At 67.0% G+C, this 15,222-nt stretch carries 13 protein-coding genes; 7 read left to right on the forward strand and 6 right to left on the reverse strand.

The window, feature by feature from the left end:
* Positions 1 to 14 precede the first annotated feature (14 nt).
* Positions 15 to 1,394, forward strand: coding sequence for an amidase (locus A5650_RS20365; RefSeq protein ID WP_067295805.1), 1,380 nt, complete (start codon positions 15 to 17; stop codon positions 1,392 to 1,394).
* Here A5650_RS20365 and A5650_RS20370 read toward each other — a convergent pair.
* Positions 1,391 to 4,558, reverse strand: coding sequence for an ATP-binding protein (locus A5650_RS20370; RefSeq protein WP_067295808.1), 3,168 nt, complete (start codon positions 4,556 to 4,558; stop codon positions 1,391 to 1,393). The two genes, A5650_RS20365 and A5650_RS20370, sit on opposite strands and share 4 nt — an antisense overlap.
* A gap of 54 nt (positions 4,559 to 4,612) precedes the next feature.
* Positions 4,613 to 5,113: a DNA-deoxyinosine glycosylase gene (locus A5650_RS20375; RefSeq protein WP_067295811.1), complete on the reverse strand. Its 501-nt coding sequence runs from the start codon at positions 5,111 to 5,113 to the stop codon at positions 4,613 to 4,615.
* A 34-nt stretch (positions 5,114 to 5,147) separates the two neighbouring features.
* On the opposite strand from A5650_RS20375, the gene A5650_RS20380 reads away from it, so the two are divergent.
* From A5650_RS20380 to A5650_RS20390, 3 genes are all read left to right on the forward strand, one after another.
* Positions 5,148 to 6,263: an adenylate/guanylate cyclase domain-containing protein gene (locus tag A5650_RS20380; protein WP_231992683.1), complete on the forward strand. Its 1,116-nt coding sequence runs from the start codon at positions 5,148 to 5,150 to the stop codon at positions 6,261 to 6,263.
* A 95-nt stretch (positions 6,264 to 6,358) separates the two neighbouring features.
* Entirely contained in the window at positions 6,359 to 7,795 is a 1,437-nt protein-coding gene (locus A5650_RS20385; RefSeq protein ID WP_067295815.1) for an HNH endonuclease signature motif containing protein, read from the forward strand.
* Between the two features lie 56 nt (positions 7,796 to 7,851).
* Positions 7,852 to 8,262 carry a hypothetical protein gene (locus A5650_RS20390; protein ID WP_067295820.1) on the forward strand — a complete coding sequence of 137 codons (411 nt, stop codon included), beginning with the start codon at positions 7,852 to 7,854 and terminating at the stop codon, positions 8,260 to 8,262.
* On the opposite strand, the gene A5650_RS20395 is transcribed toward A5650_RS20390, so the two are convergent.
* Positions 8,252 to 10,471 carry a heavy metal translocating P-type ATPase gene (locus tag A5650_RS20395; protein ID WP_067295823.1) on the reverse strand — a complete coding sequence of 740 codons (2,220 nt, stop codon included), beginning with the start codon at positions 10,469 to 10,471 and terminating at the stop codon, positions 8,252 to 8,254. The genes A5650_RS20390 and A5650_RS20395 overlap by 11 nt on opposite strands.
* Positions 10,471 to 10,677, reverse strand: a complete 207-nt coding sequence (locus A5650_RS20400) for a heavy-metal-associated domain-containing protein (protein ID WP_067295938.1) — start codon at positions 10,675 to 10,677, stop codon at positions 10,471 to 10,473. The genes A5650_RS20395 and A5650_RS20400 overlap by 1 nt, the downstream gene beginning before the upstream one ends.
* 103 nt (positions 10,678 to 10,780) lie before the next feature.
* Here A5650_RS20400 and dtd point away from each other — a divergent pair, with 103 nt between their 5' ends.
* The gene (gene dtd, locus A5650_RS20405) at positions 10,781 to 11,212 is read left to right on the forward strand and encodes a D-aminoacyl-tRNA deacylase (RefSeq protein WP_067295826.1); all 432 of its coding nucleotides are present in this window, start codon (positions 10,781 to 10,783) and stop codon (positions 11,210 to 11,212) included.
* Here dtd and A5650_RS20410 read toward each other — a convergent pair whose 3' ends face one another.
* Positions 11,213 to 12,094, reverse strand: coding sequence for an AIM24 family protein (locus A5650_RS20410; protein WP_067295829.1), 882 nt, complete (start codon positions 12,092 to 12,094; stop codon positions 11,213 to 11,215).
* Between the two features lie 95 nt (positions 12,095 to 12,189).
* Between A5650_RS20410 and A5650_RS20415 the strand changes: the two genes are divergently transcribed.
* Both A5650_RS20415 and abmR read left to right on the forward strand, forming a co-directional pair.
* The gene (locus A5650_RS20415; protein WP_067295833.1) at positions 12,190 to 12,393 is read left to right on the forward strand and encodes a hypothetical protein; all 204 of its coding nucleotides are present in this window, start codon (positions 12,190 to 12,192) and stop codon (positions 12,391 to 12,393) included.
* Positions 12,394 to 12,481: 88 nt separating this feature from the next.
* The gene (gene abmR, locus A5650_RS20420; RefSeq protein WP_067295836.1) at positions 12,482 to 13,048 is read left to right on the forward strand and encodes an ATP-binding transcription factor AbmR; all 567 of its coding nucleotides are present in this window, start codon (positions 12,482 to 12,484) and stop codon (positions 13,046 to 13,048) included.
* Here abmR and A5650_RS20425 read toward each other — a convergent pair.
* Entirely contained in the window at positions 13,045 to 15,222 is a 2,178-nt protein-coding gene (locus A5650_RS20425) for a molybdopterin-containing oxidoreductase family protein (protein WP_067295840.1), read from the reverse strand. The two genes, abmR and A5650_RS20425, sit on opposite strands and share 4 nt — an antisense overlap.

Consider the following 15,222-nt stretch of genomic DNA (forward strand, 5'->3'; position numbering starts at 1 on the left):
GCTACGCTGCCGCCGTGGACACCAGCGAGCTTGTCTTCGCGGGCGCCGCTGAGCAGGCGCGGTTGCTCGCCTCGGGCGCGATCACGGCGCCAGACTTGCTGGGTCACTATCTCGAGCGCATCGCGCGCTTCGACACGACGCTTCGGTCCTACCGCGTGGTGCTCCGCGACAGTGCGCGACGCGAAGCCGACGCGGCGCAGGAGCGGTTGGACGCGGGGGAGCGGTCACCGCTGCTGGGTGTGCCGATCGCGATCAAGGACGACGTCGACGTCGAGGGCCAGACGACGACGTACGGTAGCGCGGCCCACGGCCCCGCGTGCACCCGGGACGCCGAGGTGGTCCGGCGCCTCCGCGACGCGGGCGCGGTGATCATCGGCAAGACCTCAGTGCCGGAGATGATGCTGTGGCCGTTCACCGAGACGGTGACGTTCGGGGCGACCCGCAATCCGTGGAACGTCGACTTCGCGCCCGGTGGAAGCAGCGGCGGAAGCGGCGCGGCGGTGGCCGCGGGCCTGGCGCCGGTCGCGCTCGGCTCCGACGGGATGGGCTCCATCCGGATCCCGGCGACATGGTGTGGTCTCTTCGGCCTCAAACCGCAGCGGGACCGGGTACCGATGGCCCCGCACGACGACGCCTGGAACGGCCTGAGCGTGAACGGTCCGCTCGCGAGGACGGTCGAGGACGCGGCCCTGTTCCTGGAGGCGGTGACGGGGGAGTCCGGATTCATCGCGGCGGCGGAGAAGGAACCGCAACGCCTACGAATCGCGTTGAGCGACAGGACTCCTCCAATGTTGATGAGCAGAGTGGGGCGCTCGCAGCGTGCGGCGTTGACCGAGGCGGGTGAGCTGTTGCGCGAACTCGGCCACCAGGTCGTCGTCCGCGATCCGGACTATCCGGCGTCGGTGATGTTCGATCAGGCGCTGCCGCGTTATTTCCGTGGTTGCTACGACGATGTCCAGGCGCTGCCCCATCCCGAGCGACTCGACGCCAGGACACGCAGCTTCGCGCGGGTCGGCGGAATGATCTCCGATCGGCGGATGAGGGCGATCCGCGAAGCGGAAAGCCGTACCGCCGAACGGATTCAGTCCATCTACGACGACGTCGACGTGGTGGTCACCCCGGGAACCGCGAGGGGCCCATCGCGCATCGGCGCGTATCAGCGCCGGGGCATGCTGTCCACGCTGCTGTCGGTCGCATCGCGAGTGCCGTTCCAGGCGCTGTTCAACGTGACGGGTCAACCGGCGGCGGCCGTGCCGTGGGGTCTCGACGGCAACGGCATTCCGACATCCGTGCAGTTGGTGGGCAGGCCTTTCGATGAGGCGACGCTGCTCTCGCTCGCCGGTCAGATCGAGCGTGCGCGGCCGTGGGCGCACCGCCGTCCGCCAGCGTCTTAGGCCATCGCCTCGGCCCACGCGATGTGTCCTTCGAAGCCCAAGCCGTGCGCCGTCGTCCGATAGCGATCGCGGAAGTCGAGATAGCGGGCATGGTCGTTGCGCGCCTGTGCGAGAAGGGCCCGCATACGCAACAGCCAGATGTCGTAGAGCACGATGCCCGGTTCGAGCGGAATCGCGGCCATCTGGTCGATCGCAGACTCGGCCTCGCGTAGGTCATCCGGCCCTCCCCGACGAATCAACGCGCGCACAAGTACGTCAGTCATCATCGGGAGGAACAGCTTTCCGTCGTCCTCGATCTCCGCGGCGACGGATGCGCGGGCAAGCTCTATGGCCATCTCGAGATCTCCACGTCGCATCTTGTCTTCCGCCACGAAGATGTCGACCATCGGGATCGCGGTCCTGGCATATCTGTCCCGATTGGTGAGCTCGCGAGTCTCGGCAAGCAACTGCATGGCCATGGTCGTGGAGTCCGAACCACCCCTCAACAGCCAGAAGGCGAGATTGCTTTTCGCCAGCCCGACCGCAACGTCCTCACCGGTCAGCTCCGCCGAGGCGAGAACGGTCTTCAGCTCAGATTCCATCGCGACCCTGGGCCGGATCGCACCGTTCAGAACCGCCATCGTGTGCGTGTAGTAGATGACGCCGCCGCGCGTGACAGTTTCGGCGCCCGAAGCCATCTCGCACGCTCTTTCGATATCCTCCTGCCAGCCTTCGATTCCCAGGCTCCACCGGGCGAGCGCACGGAAGCCAGTCGTCAACGCAAGCGGGGAACTGGTCGCGATGTCGCCACCGCGCGATGGATCACCTCCGGCGAGCGCGATGGCGTACTCGGACAGACGCAGGACTTCGTGCATTTCGGCCGTTTCCTGCTTCGCGGCGAGGATTACAGTGGCCAGCGCCAGGATCAGGTCGGGATCACCGATCGATTCCAGCAGGCGAACCTCTTCGGTGGCGAGCGCGGACGCCTCTCGCCGACGCGCATTGAAGAACGTCTCCATAATGGCGCCGGACAGCGCGATTGCGAGCGAGCGCCGGTCGCCGGCGGCAGTGCACAATTCACGCAGTTCGTCGAAGCCCGTGGCGAACCCGCTGCCCAGTAGCCGGAAGCCGGTTCCGCACAGCAGGGTACGGGGCGCGATCTGCATGGCGAGTCGGCCCGGTTCGTCGGCCGGAAGGCGGTCGGCGGCCCGCTGAGCCCGCTGCCAGCTGGTCGCCGCGGCGAGGTTGTCGCGGTTGTTCGCCCACGTCGCTGCGCGCATGTGCCAGTCGAACGCGGCGCGCAGATCGCCCGCGCTCTCGTAGTGCTCGGCAATGAGCGCGGCGTTCTTGTCGGCCGATGCAGGATCCCGCTGTTCGATGATCGCGGCCAGCCTGCGGTGTAATTGCGCCCGCTGCGCCCTCAGCTGGCTCTCGTAGGCGACGGATCGGATCATCGGATGCCGAAACGCGAACACGGGTTCGGGAGAGAACCTCACCTGGTCGACGAGTTCGGTTTCGATCAATGGCATGACGTCAGGGGTGTCCGTCAGGGCGGCAAGCGTTTCCAAGTCGAACTCCGTCGCGATCACCGACGCGGCGTAAAGCGTCTGTTTCGCAGTAGTGTCGAGTCGGTCGATGCGGGCTCCGATGGCCGCCTGCAGTGTCGCGGGGATGTTCGCCTCGGCGTCCGAACTGTCCAGTCGGTAATTGCCGGGCTGCCCGACGAGCGCACCACGCTCGGCAAGGTCGCGAAGCATCTCCTCGGCGAAGAACGGATTTCCGGCGGCGCGTTCGGCGATCGTGGTGGACAACGGCGCGACGGACGCGTCCGAACCCAGGAGACCGTCGGTCAGTGTCCGCACGTCGGCACTTCGCAACGGCCGCAGGGCGATTGTCTGAGATCCCGACAGCCGGGCGAGGATGCCGTGGTACTCGGACCGGTGGGTGATGAGCGTCAGCGACGACGTGTGTGGAATGACGGCCAAGAAGTCGGCCAGCAGCGATTCGCTCGCGTCGTCGATCCATTGCACATCCTCGATGATGTAGAGCGCGGATTCGGGACGATCGATGGACGCGGAATTGATGAGTGCGGTCAGTCGCCGCCGCCGGGCCTCCGGGGCAACCTCCGGCATCTCGGTGGTCGCTTCCCTGATACCCATGATGTCTTCGAGCAACAATCGGTCTTCGGCTGTGGCGTCGGCGAATTGACTACGGATATGGGCGCGCGCGGCCTCGGCGTCGAGGCCGTCGGTCTGCGTGCCCGACCGCAGGAGTCGCGCCAGGACATGGAAGGGGATCTCGCGCGCATGTGACTCGCAGTGGGTGCTGAAGACCAACATTCCGCGAGTGGCGGCGACCGCTGCGGTCTCGCGCGCGAGCCGACTCTTGCCGATCCCTGGCGGCCCGACGATGTTGACCACGCATCCCGCACCGGTCATCGCCTCGTCGAGGAGAGCGGTGATGGTGTTCAGTTCCCAAGTTCGACCGACCAAGGGTGCGTCGCTGCGGCGCCGGGGACGGCTTTCGGCGACGGCGAGCAATCGCCGTGCGAGCACCGCTGCGGTGGTTCCCTTGACGGGCACCGCTTCGGCGTCGGCGAGCTCAACCGCGTCCTCGACGAGGTGGGCCGTCGACTCGCTGAGCATCACCCCACCGGGCGGGGCGACCGCCTCCATCCGCTGCGCTAGCCCGACCTGCTCACCGATGGTCGTGTAACTCGCGGTGACAGAACCGATTTCGCCGGCGACCACTTCACCGGAGTTCAGGCCGATTCGGAGCGACAGGTCGGCCCCGTCGTGGCTCTTCACAATCGTTGCGAGCCGAGCGGCCCCCGATTGGATGTCGAGCGCGGCGATACACGCACGCAGGGCGTGGTCCTCGAGCGCCATCGGAGCGCCGAACACCGCCATGATGCCGTCGCCGGTGAACTTGTCGACGGTTCCACCGTAGTGGGTGACGATCGTGGTGCAGTGGTCGAGTAACTCGGCCATGATCTCGCGCAGCCGCTCGGGCCCGACCGCCGCGGCGAGGTCCATAGACCGGACGACATCGGCGAAGAGCACCGTCACCTGTTTGTACTCGGCGGGCCGTTGCGGCCCCTCCAGCGGCGCACCACAGGCATCACAGAATCGGGCACCCGCTCGAGGCTCGCCACCGCATGCCCGACATGTCAGTGCAGTTGTCATCCGACACCTCCACGTCCGCACTGAGAATATGCGTCGCCGGAGCCGCCGGGGACGTTATCGACGTGCGGACAGGGCCTCGCGCCAGATCGCGAGTTTCTCGACGAACGGCATGGTCTGGGCCGGGCTGGTCGACGGCAGGCGTCGGTAGCTCAATTCATTTGCGACGGAAACGAGTCGGGTGTAGTTCTTCTCCGCTGCGGCGCCGTTGAACAAAACCAAACTGATATTGGGGTGCGTGTCGAAGAATTGCTGAAAGTCGTTCGCCACCATGCTTTCCGGTCTCACCGCGGAATCCAGACTGCCCGCGCGCCGACATGATCGCAGCACATCCCAGACCGCGAGACCATGAGCCCTCAGCGCGGCGCAACGCTGCTCGTACGGCGCGTCCGCCGCGAACCCGTAGATGTCGCCTGCGATGCGCCAGAAAGCATTGCGGGGGTTGCCGTAATACTGGTGCGCTGCCAGGGACATGACGCTGGGCATGTTGCCGAGGATCAACGTGTGGGGGCGTTCGCCGACGATCGGCGCGAACCCGTACAGCACCGGCGAACCCATGTTCCGACTATCGCACGGGGTATACGTTGGGCCGGTGGCCGATGACTTCGACGTCGAAGGGTCCGGTCTGCTCGACGGACTCGAAGGTGACGAACGCGCCGAACGCGCCGAATTGGTTTCGTGGTTGGTGAGCAGAGGCATCGACGTCGAGGTGATCCGCAACGCCTACCTGCCGATGCTGCTCGCCGCGCGTCAGGCACTCGGCGACGACGGCGTCTACGTCTCCGCCCGGGAGACCAGCGAGAAGACGGGTATCGATCTCGACCTTCTACAGCGCATCCAACGCGCGATGGGGCTGCCCACCGTCGACGATCCCGATGCGAAGGTCCATCTGCGCGCAGACGCCGAAGCCGCGGCGTACGCACAGCGGTTCATCGAGATCGGGATCCTGCCGGACCAGATCATCCAGATCACCCGGGTGCTCGCCGAGGGGTTGTCGAAGGCCGCCGAGGTGATGCGGTACGCCGGGCTCGCTTCGGTGCTCGACCCAGGCGCCTCGGAGCTCGTCATCGCCACAAACGCCGAGGCCTTGGTGCGGACCGCAAACCCGCTGCTGGGCCCCATGATTCAGGACATGTTGCGGTTACAGCTGCGGCATTTGATGGAGACCGAGGCGATCACCGCCTCCGAACGCGCGAAGGGCCAACGGCTGCCGGGTGCGCGGCTCGTGACGATCGCGTTCGCCGACCTCGTCGGCTTCACCCGGCTCGGTGAGGCCGTGCCGCCCGAAGATCTCGAGCGCCTCGCACACCGGCTCTTCGATCTCGCGCACGAGGTGTCCGTCCCGCCTGTGCGGTTCGTCAAGACGATCGGCGACGAGGTCATGCTCGTCAGCCCGGAACCGGTGCCGCTGCTGGAGGCGGCGCTGACCCTCGTCGAAAAGACCAACGACGACGAGGATTTCCCACGGCTTCGCGTCGGCCTCGCGACGGGGATGGCCGTGAGCCGAACCGGTGACTGGTTCGGCGGGGCGGTCAACCTCGCGAGCCGCGTCACGGGTGCCGCGCGGCCCGGCTCGGTCCTGGTCTCGGAGTCGACGCACGAGGCGATCGGCGAAGACGAGCGGTTCTCGTTCTCGTTCGCGGGGTCCCGGCACTTGAAAGGGATCAAGTCCGACGTGAAGTTGTTCCGCGTGCGGCGGGCAGACTGAACTTGTCGGTGGTTCGAACTATTGTTCGAATATGGCTGACGACGGCTCCATACCTCGGACCCTAGGCGGGGTCTACGACAGGTCGCAGGGCTGACATGAGTGGGGGTGGGGTCACTGATCGCGCGAGGGTGGTCAAGGCCCTTGATGCGTTGGACTTCGCTCTGGATGAGCTTCTTGATCTGTCGGTGGACGGGCTCCAGACACGCGATTTGATCGAGGTGTTGTTTCGGTGTGAGCGGGTGGGTCGGCGGTTGCCGGTGGTCGATCATGCGGTGATCTCCCGGCTGGTGGCCGAGGTGGAGCCGAGGGCGGTGGGGGCGTCGTCGTGGCCGGAGGCGTTGGCGACGGCGTTGCAGGTTTCGCGTAAGGAGGCCAGGCGCCGTATCGCTTCGGCCGCGGTGCTGGGTCCGCGGCGCGCGTTGACCGGTGAAGTGCTGGCGCCGGTGCTGGAGGCGACCGCGGCGGGTCAGGCGCGTGGGGAGTTGGGTGGTGAGCAGGTCGGCATCATCGAGAGGTTCTTCGATCAGTTGCCTGCGCAGGTCAACTATGAGGCTCGTGAGTTGGCCGAGGCGGATCTGGCCCGCACCGGGGCGGGGTTGTGTCCTGAGGAGTTGCGCAAGGTCGCCGAGCGGTTGATGGCGCTGCTCGACGAAGACGGCGCACCCCCCGAGGAGGCCGAACGTGAACGGCAACGCAAACGTTTCTTCGAGTTCGGCCCGCAAGGTGCTGATGGGATGAGCCGGGTGCGTGGGCTGCTCACCCCGCACGCGCGCGCCACCCTCGACGCGGTGATGGCCAAGTTGGCCGCGCCGGGGATGTGCAATCCCGACGACCCCGACCCGTGCGTGGACGGGTCACCGTCGCAGGAGAATGTTGTCCACGACGCCCGCTGCGCCGGACAGCGCCAGCATGACGCGTTGATCGCGATGGGCCGCGCGCTGCTCGCGAGCGGACAGTTGGGCCAGCACAACGGGTTACCGTCGACGATCGTGGTGTCCACCACGCTCACTGAACTGCGGTCGTTGGCGGGGTGGGCGGTCACCGGTGGGGGCACGTTGGTGCCGATGGCGGATCTGATCGCGATGGCCGCCACCAGCGAGCACTACCTGGTGGTCTATGAGGATCATCGTGAGGTGCCGATGTATGTGGGGCGGGCCAAACAGTTGGCCACGGCGGGGCAGCGCATCGTGTTGCACGCCCGCGATCGTGGCTGCACCAAACCCGGGTGCACCGCCCCGGCGTATTGGGCCCAGGTCCACCACGCCGCCGGGGACTGGGCCGACGGCGGCAGCACCGACATCGACGGGCTCACCTTGGCCTGCGGCCCGCACAACCGGCTGGTCACCGACGGCGGCTGGCGCACCCGCATGCGAGCCGACGGCCGCGTCGAATGGCTACCCCCACCCGAGCTCGACACCGGCCAAACCCGCGTCAACAACTACCACCACCCAGAGAAATACCTCATCCCCGACGAACGCGACGACCCCCCGACCGATCCCGACAACCACCCCAAGAACAGCGAAGGACCGTAGGACCCGACGCTTCCGTTTCGAAACGGCTACTGGCGTGGGTGAATTACGATCCAGGCATGAGCCGGGTCGTCAAAGCTGTGCTGGTCACACTGGTCGTCGCGTCGTCCGGGCTGCTGGGTTTGGGTTATGCGAACGCGCAGCCACCGCAGCCGGCGTGCGGTTACACGCTGTCGCCGCCGCAGGTCGTCAACACCGACGGCGTGAGCAAGGTGACGGCGACGGTGTCGTTCCTGGCCTGCGGCGCTCCGTTCCGTCCAGCGTGGAGCGTCGCTTGTGTCCACGTCGCCGGGCCCAACTCGCAGGGCCAGTGCACACAGGCGCGAGGGCCGGCAGCCGCGCAGGTGTTTTTCGCGCCGTACCAGCCCGGCGCGACCTACACCGCCAGCGGACGAGGCTGCGGCAAGGTCTTCGAGGACGCGCTCGAGCCGAACTGCCAGATACTCGGACCGATCAACCTCACGCTGTAGCGGAGAACCGGCGCAGCCGAAGACTGTTGCTCACCACGAACACCGAACTGAATGCCATTGCCGCCCCGGCGATCATCGGATTCAGCAGGCCTGCCGCCGCCAGCGGCAACGCTGCGACGTTGTAGGCGAACGCCCAGAACAGATTGCCCTTGATCGTCGCCAACGTCCTGCGCGACAGGCGAATTGCGTCGACGACAGCGTTCAGGTCATCGCGCACCAGCGTGAGATCACTCGCCTCGATCGCGACATCGGTGCCGCTTCCCATCGCCAGCCCGAGGTCGGCCTGAGCGAGCGCGGCCGCGTCGTTGACTCCGTCGCCCACCATCGCGACCACCTTGCCGTCGGCCTGAAGACGCTTGACCACCTCGACCTTGTCCTGCGGCAGCACCTCGGCGACGACGTCATCGATGCCCACCTGGGCGGCGATCGTGCGGGCTGCGGCCTCGTTGTCGCCGGTCACCATAATCGGCTGCAAACCCTGCGCGCGGAGCCGTAAGATCGCTTCGGCGGACGTCGGTTTGACCGCATCGGCCACCACCAGCGCACCGCGTGCCGCCCCGCCCCACCCGATGACCACCGCGGTCCGACCTCGCGACTCCTCCTGTCGCACCGCCGCTTTCAGTGACTCGGGAAAGTTCTGCGATGTCAGCAGCCGCTGTCGTCCGACAGTCACATCGCGTCCGTCGACCCGTCCGCGTACTCCAAGGCCACGCAGGTTGGTGAAGTCCTCGACCGCAGGCAGGCCACCGAGCTTGTCCCGCGCGCCGTTCGCGATCGCCCGCGCGATCGGGTGCTCCGAGCCGTCCTCGACGGATCCGGCGATGCGCAGCACCTCGTCGGGCTGTTCACCATCGGCGGCGATGACGTCGATCAGCGTCATCTTGCCCGTGGTGACGGTCCCGGTCTTGTCCAACACGATGGTGTTGATCCGCCGCGTCGACTCCAGTACCTCCGGCCCTTTGATCAGGATGCCGAGCTGCGCACCGCGCCCCGTGCCAACCATCAGCGCGGTCGGCGTCGCGAGCCCCAACGCGCAGGGACATGCGATGATCAGTACCGCAACCGCCGCGGTGAAGGCCGCCGCGACCGAACCGCCGGTGGCCAACCAGAATCCGAGCGTCGCGAGCGCCAAAGCGATCACGACCGGCACGAATACGCCCGAGATGCGGTCGGCCAGTCGCTGCGCCTGCGCCTTCCCGTTCTGTGCGTCCTCGACAAGCCGCGCCATCTGGGCGAGTTGGGTGTCGGAACCGATTCGCTTGGCCCGAACCACCAGTCGACCGTCGACGTTGACCGTCGCGCCGACCACCTCGTCGCCTGGGCCGACGTCCACCGGCACCGATTCGCCGGTCAGCATGGACGCGTCGATCGCCGAGGCGCCCTCGACCACCACCCCGTCGGCGGCGATCTTCTCGCCCGGCCGCACCACGAACTCGTCTCCGACGCCCAGCTGATCGATCGGAATGCGTTGTTCGCCATCGTCTCTGCGGACCACGACGTTCTTGGCTTCGAGCTCCAGCAGCGCCCGCAACGCAGCACCCGCTCGCCGCTTCGATCTCGCTTCGAAATATCGCCCCGCGAGGATGAACGTCGTGACTCCGGCCGCGACCTCGAAATACACGCTGCCCGAACCGTCGCCGCGCGACAGCGTCAGCTCGAAACCGTGCGTCATCCCCGGCGTGCCCGCGGTGCCCCAGAACAACGCGTAGGTCGACCATCCCAATGCGGCGAGCGTGCCCATCGAGATCAACGTGTCCATGGTCGAACTGCCATGGCGCAGGTTCGTCCATGCCGCACGATGGAACGGCCAGGCACCCCACAGCACCACCGGCGTCGTCAACGCCAGCGAGAGCCATTGCCAGTTCGGGAACTGCAGCGCGCGGACCATCGCCATCGCGATGACCGGAACGGTCAACGCCAGGCACACCAGCAGCCTGTGCCGCAGTGCGATGGTCGGGTCCTCGTCGTCTGTCGTGCCGTCAGCAGGCAGGTGCGCGTGGTATCCCGCTTCTTCGACGGTGGTCAGCAGAGCCTGCGGTGTCAAGTTGACGCCGTACTCGACCCGCGCCTTCTCGGTCGCGAAGTTGACGGTGGCCGTCACGCCGTCGAGTTTGTTGAGCTTGCGTTCGATCCGGTTCGCGCACGACGCGCAGGTCATACCGTCGATCGACAACTCGATCGTGTCGGTGGCCGCAGCGTCCGGTCTCATCAGCCGGCCAGGCGGTAGCCCGCCTCCTCCACGGCACTTCTGATCGCGTCGGCTTCGACGGGTGCGACACTGTCGATGGTCACGGCGCCGCTGGCGACGTCGACGTCAACCGCCTGTACGCCGGGGATCTCGCCGAGTTCCTCGCACACCGACGCGGCGCAGTGTCCGCAGGTCATACCGGTGACTGTGACTGTGGTGGTAGCCATGTCCACCACAGTACCCAATACCCCCTAGGGGTATTCAACTCGGGGTGTCGGGTTCTGCGGGCCGCTCCGCACCCATCGGCGGGCCATGGCAGCATCTGCGAACATGCGTGTCCTTGCCCAACGGGTCACCTCGGCCGCGGTCACGGTGGACGGCGAGGTCGTCGGGGAGATCCGGCCCGAAGGCCAGGGCCTGCTCGCGCTCGTCGGCGTGACGCATGACGACGACGCGGCCAAGGCCCGACGGATGGCCGAAAAGCTGTGGCAGCTGAGGATTCTCGATGACGAGAAGTCCGCATCGGACGTCTCGGCGCCGATCCTGGTCGTCAGCCAGTTCACTCTGTACGCGAACACCGCAAAGGGCAGGCGGCCGGCGTGGAACGCCGCCGCGCCGCGCGCGACCGCCGAGCCGCTCGTCACCGCCTTCGCAGATGCGCTGCGCGATCTCGGCGCGACGGTCCAGACCGGAGTCTTCGGCGCTCACATGCAGGTCGAGCTCGTCAACGACGGGCCGGTGACGGTGCTGCTCGAGCTGTGACTAGGCGGTCGCGACGTGCGGCACACCCTCGGACGGCTGGACGATCACGAAACCCTGCCCGTGGAACGCGACCTGAATCGCCTCGCCGGACCCACGCCCGATCAGCGCGCCGGCCTTGAAGCTGGTCTTGAGCTGAGTCTGCAGATTCGCCGACCACGCAACCACCGCGTTGGTATCGGCGAACGTCGGCGCCTCACTGGCGTTGAGCACCACCGGCGGCCCGTCGGTCGTCAGCGCCACCCATCCGGATCCGCGCAGCGTCGTGTTGAACAGGCCGCCGGTCGCGATGCTGCCGCCGCGCACCCGCTCGATGTTCCAGTTCAGGCTCGCCGAGAACGCCAGGACGTTCTTTCCGCTGATCGACAGCCCGGAGTTGTTCAGAGACAGCAGATGCACGTCGTACCCCCGCTCGGCGAGGAAGACGTCGCCTTGCCCCTGAACCCGCATCAGGGGCAGCCCCTCACCCGTCAGCGCCTTCTTGATGAACTTCGAGGCGCCGCCACCTTCGAACGCGAAATCGACGTTGCCCTGGTAGGCCACCATCGACCCCTGCCGCGCCATGAACGGTTCGCCGAGGCGTACACGCAACATCTTCGTGTTCTGGTTGGCGATCGCCTTGGCCTCTTTCTCGCTGAACCGGCCGTCGACCAGATCGCCGCTGATCCCTCCGAACCCGTCGCCGACCGCCATGGCCTGCGGAGGCGCCGTCTGCTGCGGGGGAGCCTGGGGTGCTTGCGGAGGTCCGCCGAGTGACGTCAGCGGTGCTCGGCCCACCTGTCCCTGTTGCGAAACCTGGTCCGTCCACTGCCGACCGTCCCACCAGCGGTACTCATAGCGACCCTCGGGATCGGGCCGCCAGCTTCCGTTGTTCGGTGCTGTCATGCGCTCCAAACTAACCGGGCGACGGTCGCGCGGTGGGGGACTTTCCGGACTGGTTCACCGGCGCCTAATCCGTCGTCGGCTGGCATTCTTGGGCTATGGCAAAGGAAATCGACCGGGTACGGGCGCAGAGCGCCTTGGCGGTCATCAAGCAGCACCCGGGCATGGTGCTCTTCGTCGCCTCGCCCGCGCTCATCGCGGTCGCCTTGGTGTGGTGGTTGGTCAGCCCGACGCTAGCCGTTCTGCTGCTGATCGGCGCGCTCGTCGGCGGCGGCTTCGTATTGCTGCGCAAGCGGGGCTAGCCGGCGCCGAACCCCGGTTCTGACCTGGACCGTTCGCCCACGGCGAACGCCTCACCCGGAGCGGCTGTAACGGTGTAAGGATGTAATCATGCGACACAACATCCATGGCCGGCGCCGTCAGGGCGGCTGGCAACAGGCACAGCAGCCCGACGCGGGCGACGCCGCCGAGTGGTTCGCCGGCCGGCTTCCCGAGAGCTGGTTCACCGCGGACCCGACGGTGGTGGTCGACCGCGAGGAGATCACCGTGATCGGCCGGCTACCGGAGGCCGAGGGCGGGGAAAGCGAGGCGCGCGCGTCGGGACGGGCCGCGCGGTTCCGTGAAGAGACCAGGTCCGAACGTATGCACATCGCGGACGAGGCCGAAGCGCGTTACGGCCGCAAGGTCGCGTGGGGTATCGAGATCGGGGAACCGGGCGCCGACAACTATGAGCGAATCATGTTCACCAACATGGCCGTTCCGGTGATGACCAGGTTGCGTCAGCCCGAGCGTCGAGTGCTCGATACCCTCGTCGACGCGGGCGTGGCGCGGTCGCGCTCCGATGCCCTGGCGTGGTCTGTGCGTCTGGTCGGTGAGCATGCCGACGAGTGGCTGAGCAAGCTGCGCGAGGCAATGCGCAACGTCGACGAACTGCGCGCCGAAGGGCCGAACCTCTAGTCGTCTGGGCAGTAAACCCGTTCCACCCCAACATATTGCGAACTCAGCGCCGACGTCTGCGACAGCGGGTCCACCGTTGCCCCCTCGACCAGCAGGTTGCGGTTGACGCCGTAGGAGACCGGCTCACTGTGACCCCGCGGATCGAAAACCCGTGAACCCCAGCCGTGGTCGACGATGATCACGCCTTCACGCGGACGGTCGTTCACCACCGCCTTCAATTCGATGGAGCCGACCGGCGAGAACACCCTGACGACGTCACCGTCGCTCACCCCGAGGTCGGCGGCGTCCTTCGGGTGGATGACCACGTCGTTGCCCTTACCCGCCGGATGCAGACCAGGTAACTCATTGAGCCACGAGTTCATCGAGTGCCGCCGCCTGCGGTTGGCCAGCTGGTACGGATAGCCGACCGGCGCCGCGGGACGCGATTCGGCGAGCAGTTGGCGGGCGCGCGCGACGAACTCCGGTGGTGAAACGTGCACCTTCTTGTCGTCGGTTCTCAGCGCGTCGCGGAAATGGCCGAACTCCCGCGGACCCAACACCCAGCCATGCGGATGCGATATGACGTCGCGCCATTTTATCTTGCGGCCACTCACCTTTCGCGATGTCGCCACGACCAGACGGTCGATCCAGTGGGGACCGAACTCGAGGCCCTGCCTGCGAGTCGCGCGCGCCGCCGTCCGCGTCGCCTTGATGAATCCGTTGAGGCCTTTGGCGCCGAACAACGGCCGACGCATCGCGAGCGCGAGGTCGGTGAAGATCCGCCATTCCTCGCGCACACCCGGTGGCGGCTCGACGACCTTGGCGCCGTACTGCAGGTACGGCTCGTCGTGCATGTTGCTGGTGAACGCCAGCAGGTCGTTGCGCTCCAGCCAGTGGGCGGCGGGCAGCAACCAGTGCGCATGACGGTGGCTCTCCCGCTGGACGAAGTCGATCGCAACGAGCAGATCCAGGTCGGCGAGCGCGCGGTCCAGCTTGTCACCGTCGGGTCCGGAGACGACGGGGTTACCGCAGTTGATCAGCATCGCGCGGATCTGGCCCCAGCCCGGCGTCGTGATCTCGTCGGGCAATTCGCTGAGCGCGTGTGCGCCGGCGACCATTTCACGGCCCAGCAGTCGGCTGTAGTGCGGTTTGGCCTTGACCATCGCCGACATCCGGATGGCGTCGACGTAGCCCGGCTCGAAACGGCGGCCGCCGGGGCGGTCCATGCGGCCGGTGATCACGTTGAGCACATGGCCCAGCCATTCGGCGACCGTGCCCGCCAGATGCAGCGACACGCCGGTGCGGGTCACCACCATGGCCCCGCGCGCCGCGGCGAAATCGCGGGCCACCCGCTCGATCCGGTCACGTCTGATGTCGCAGCGGGCGGCGAGGTCGTCCAGATCGGCCGCCCCAACCAGGGCACGCAGGTCGTCCACGCCGCTGGCCAGTTCGGTGCAGTCCCCGTGGTGTTCCAGGCCCTCGTCGAGGATGACCTTGACCATCGCCAGCAGCAGCGCCCAGTCCTGGCCGGGGCGCACCGCGAGGTGCACGTCGGCCTTCTCCGCGGATTCGGTGCGCAGCGGGTCGACCACCACGATCGTCGCGCCCTGTTGTTGGCGCGCCAGGGCGCGGCGCCAGCCGCCGGGCACCGTCTCGAGCCAATTCCACGCGCTCACGGCGGGATTGGTGCCGACGAGCAGGAAATAGTCGCAGTTGTCGATGTCCGAAACCGGCGCCATCAGGATCGAGCCGTACATCGCGTCCGCGACGACGTGCATCGCATTCTGGTCAACCGAACCCACGGCATAGCGGTTCTGGGTTCCGATCGCGTCCAGCCAGCCATTCATGAAGATGACGTTGGAGGAGGAGAAGCCCGCCGGATTGCCGTAATAGACACCGACGGCGTCGGGCCCACCCGCCTCAATCGCGGCGTTCATCCTGGTCGCGATGTCGGCGATGGCCTCGTCCCAGGTGGCCTCGACATAGGTGTCGTCGATGCGGCGCATGGGGTTGAGGATCCGGCGCGGGTGTTCGACGAGGTGATGTGCGGTGCGGCCCTTGGCGCAGAAGTCCCGCCAGCTGTGCGGATTCTGCTTGTCGGCGGCGATCTTCGTGACGTGGTTGTCCTCGACCGTCACCTCCAGACCGCACGAGGCCAGGCAGATCCGGCAGAACGTATAGACCGTCTCGCTCAT

The sequence above is a fragment of the Mycobacterium sp. 1164985.4 genome (genome assembly GCF_001668575.1).
GTDB lineage: Bacteria > Actinomycetota > Actinomycetes > Mycobacteriales > Mycobacteriaceae > Mycobacterium.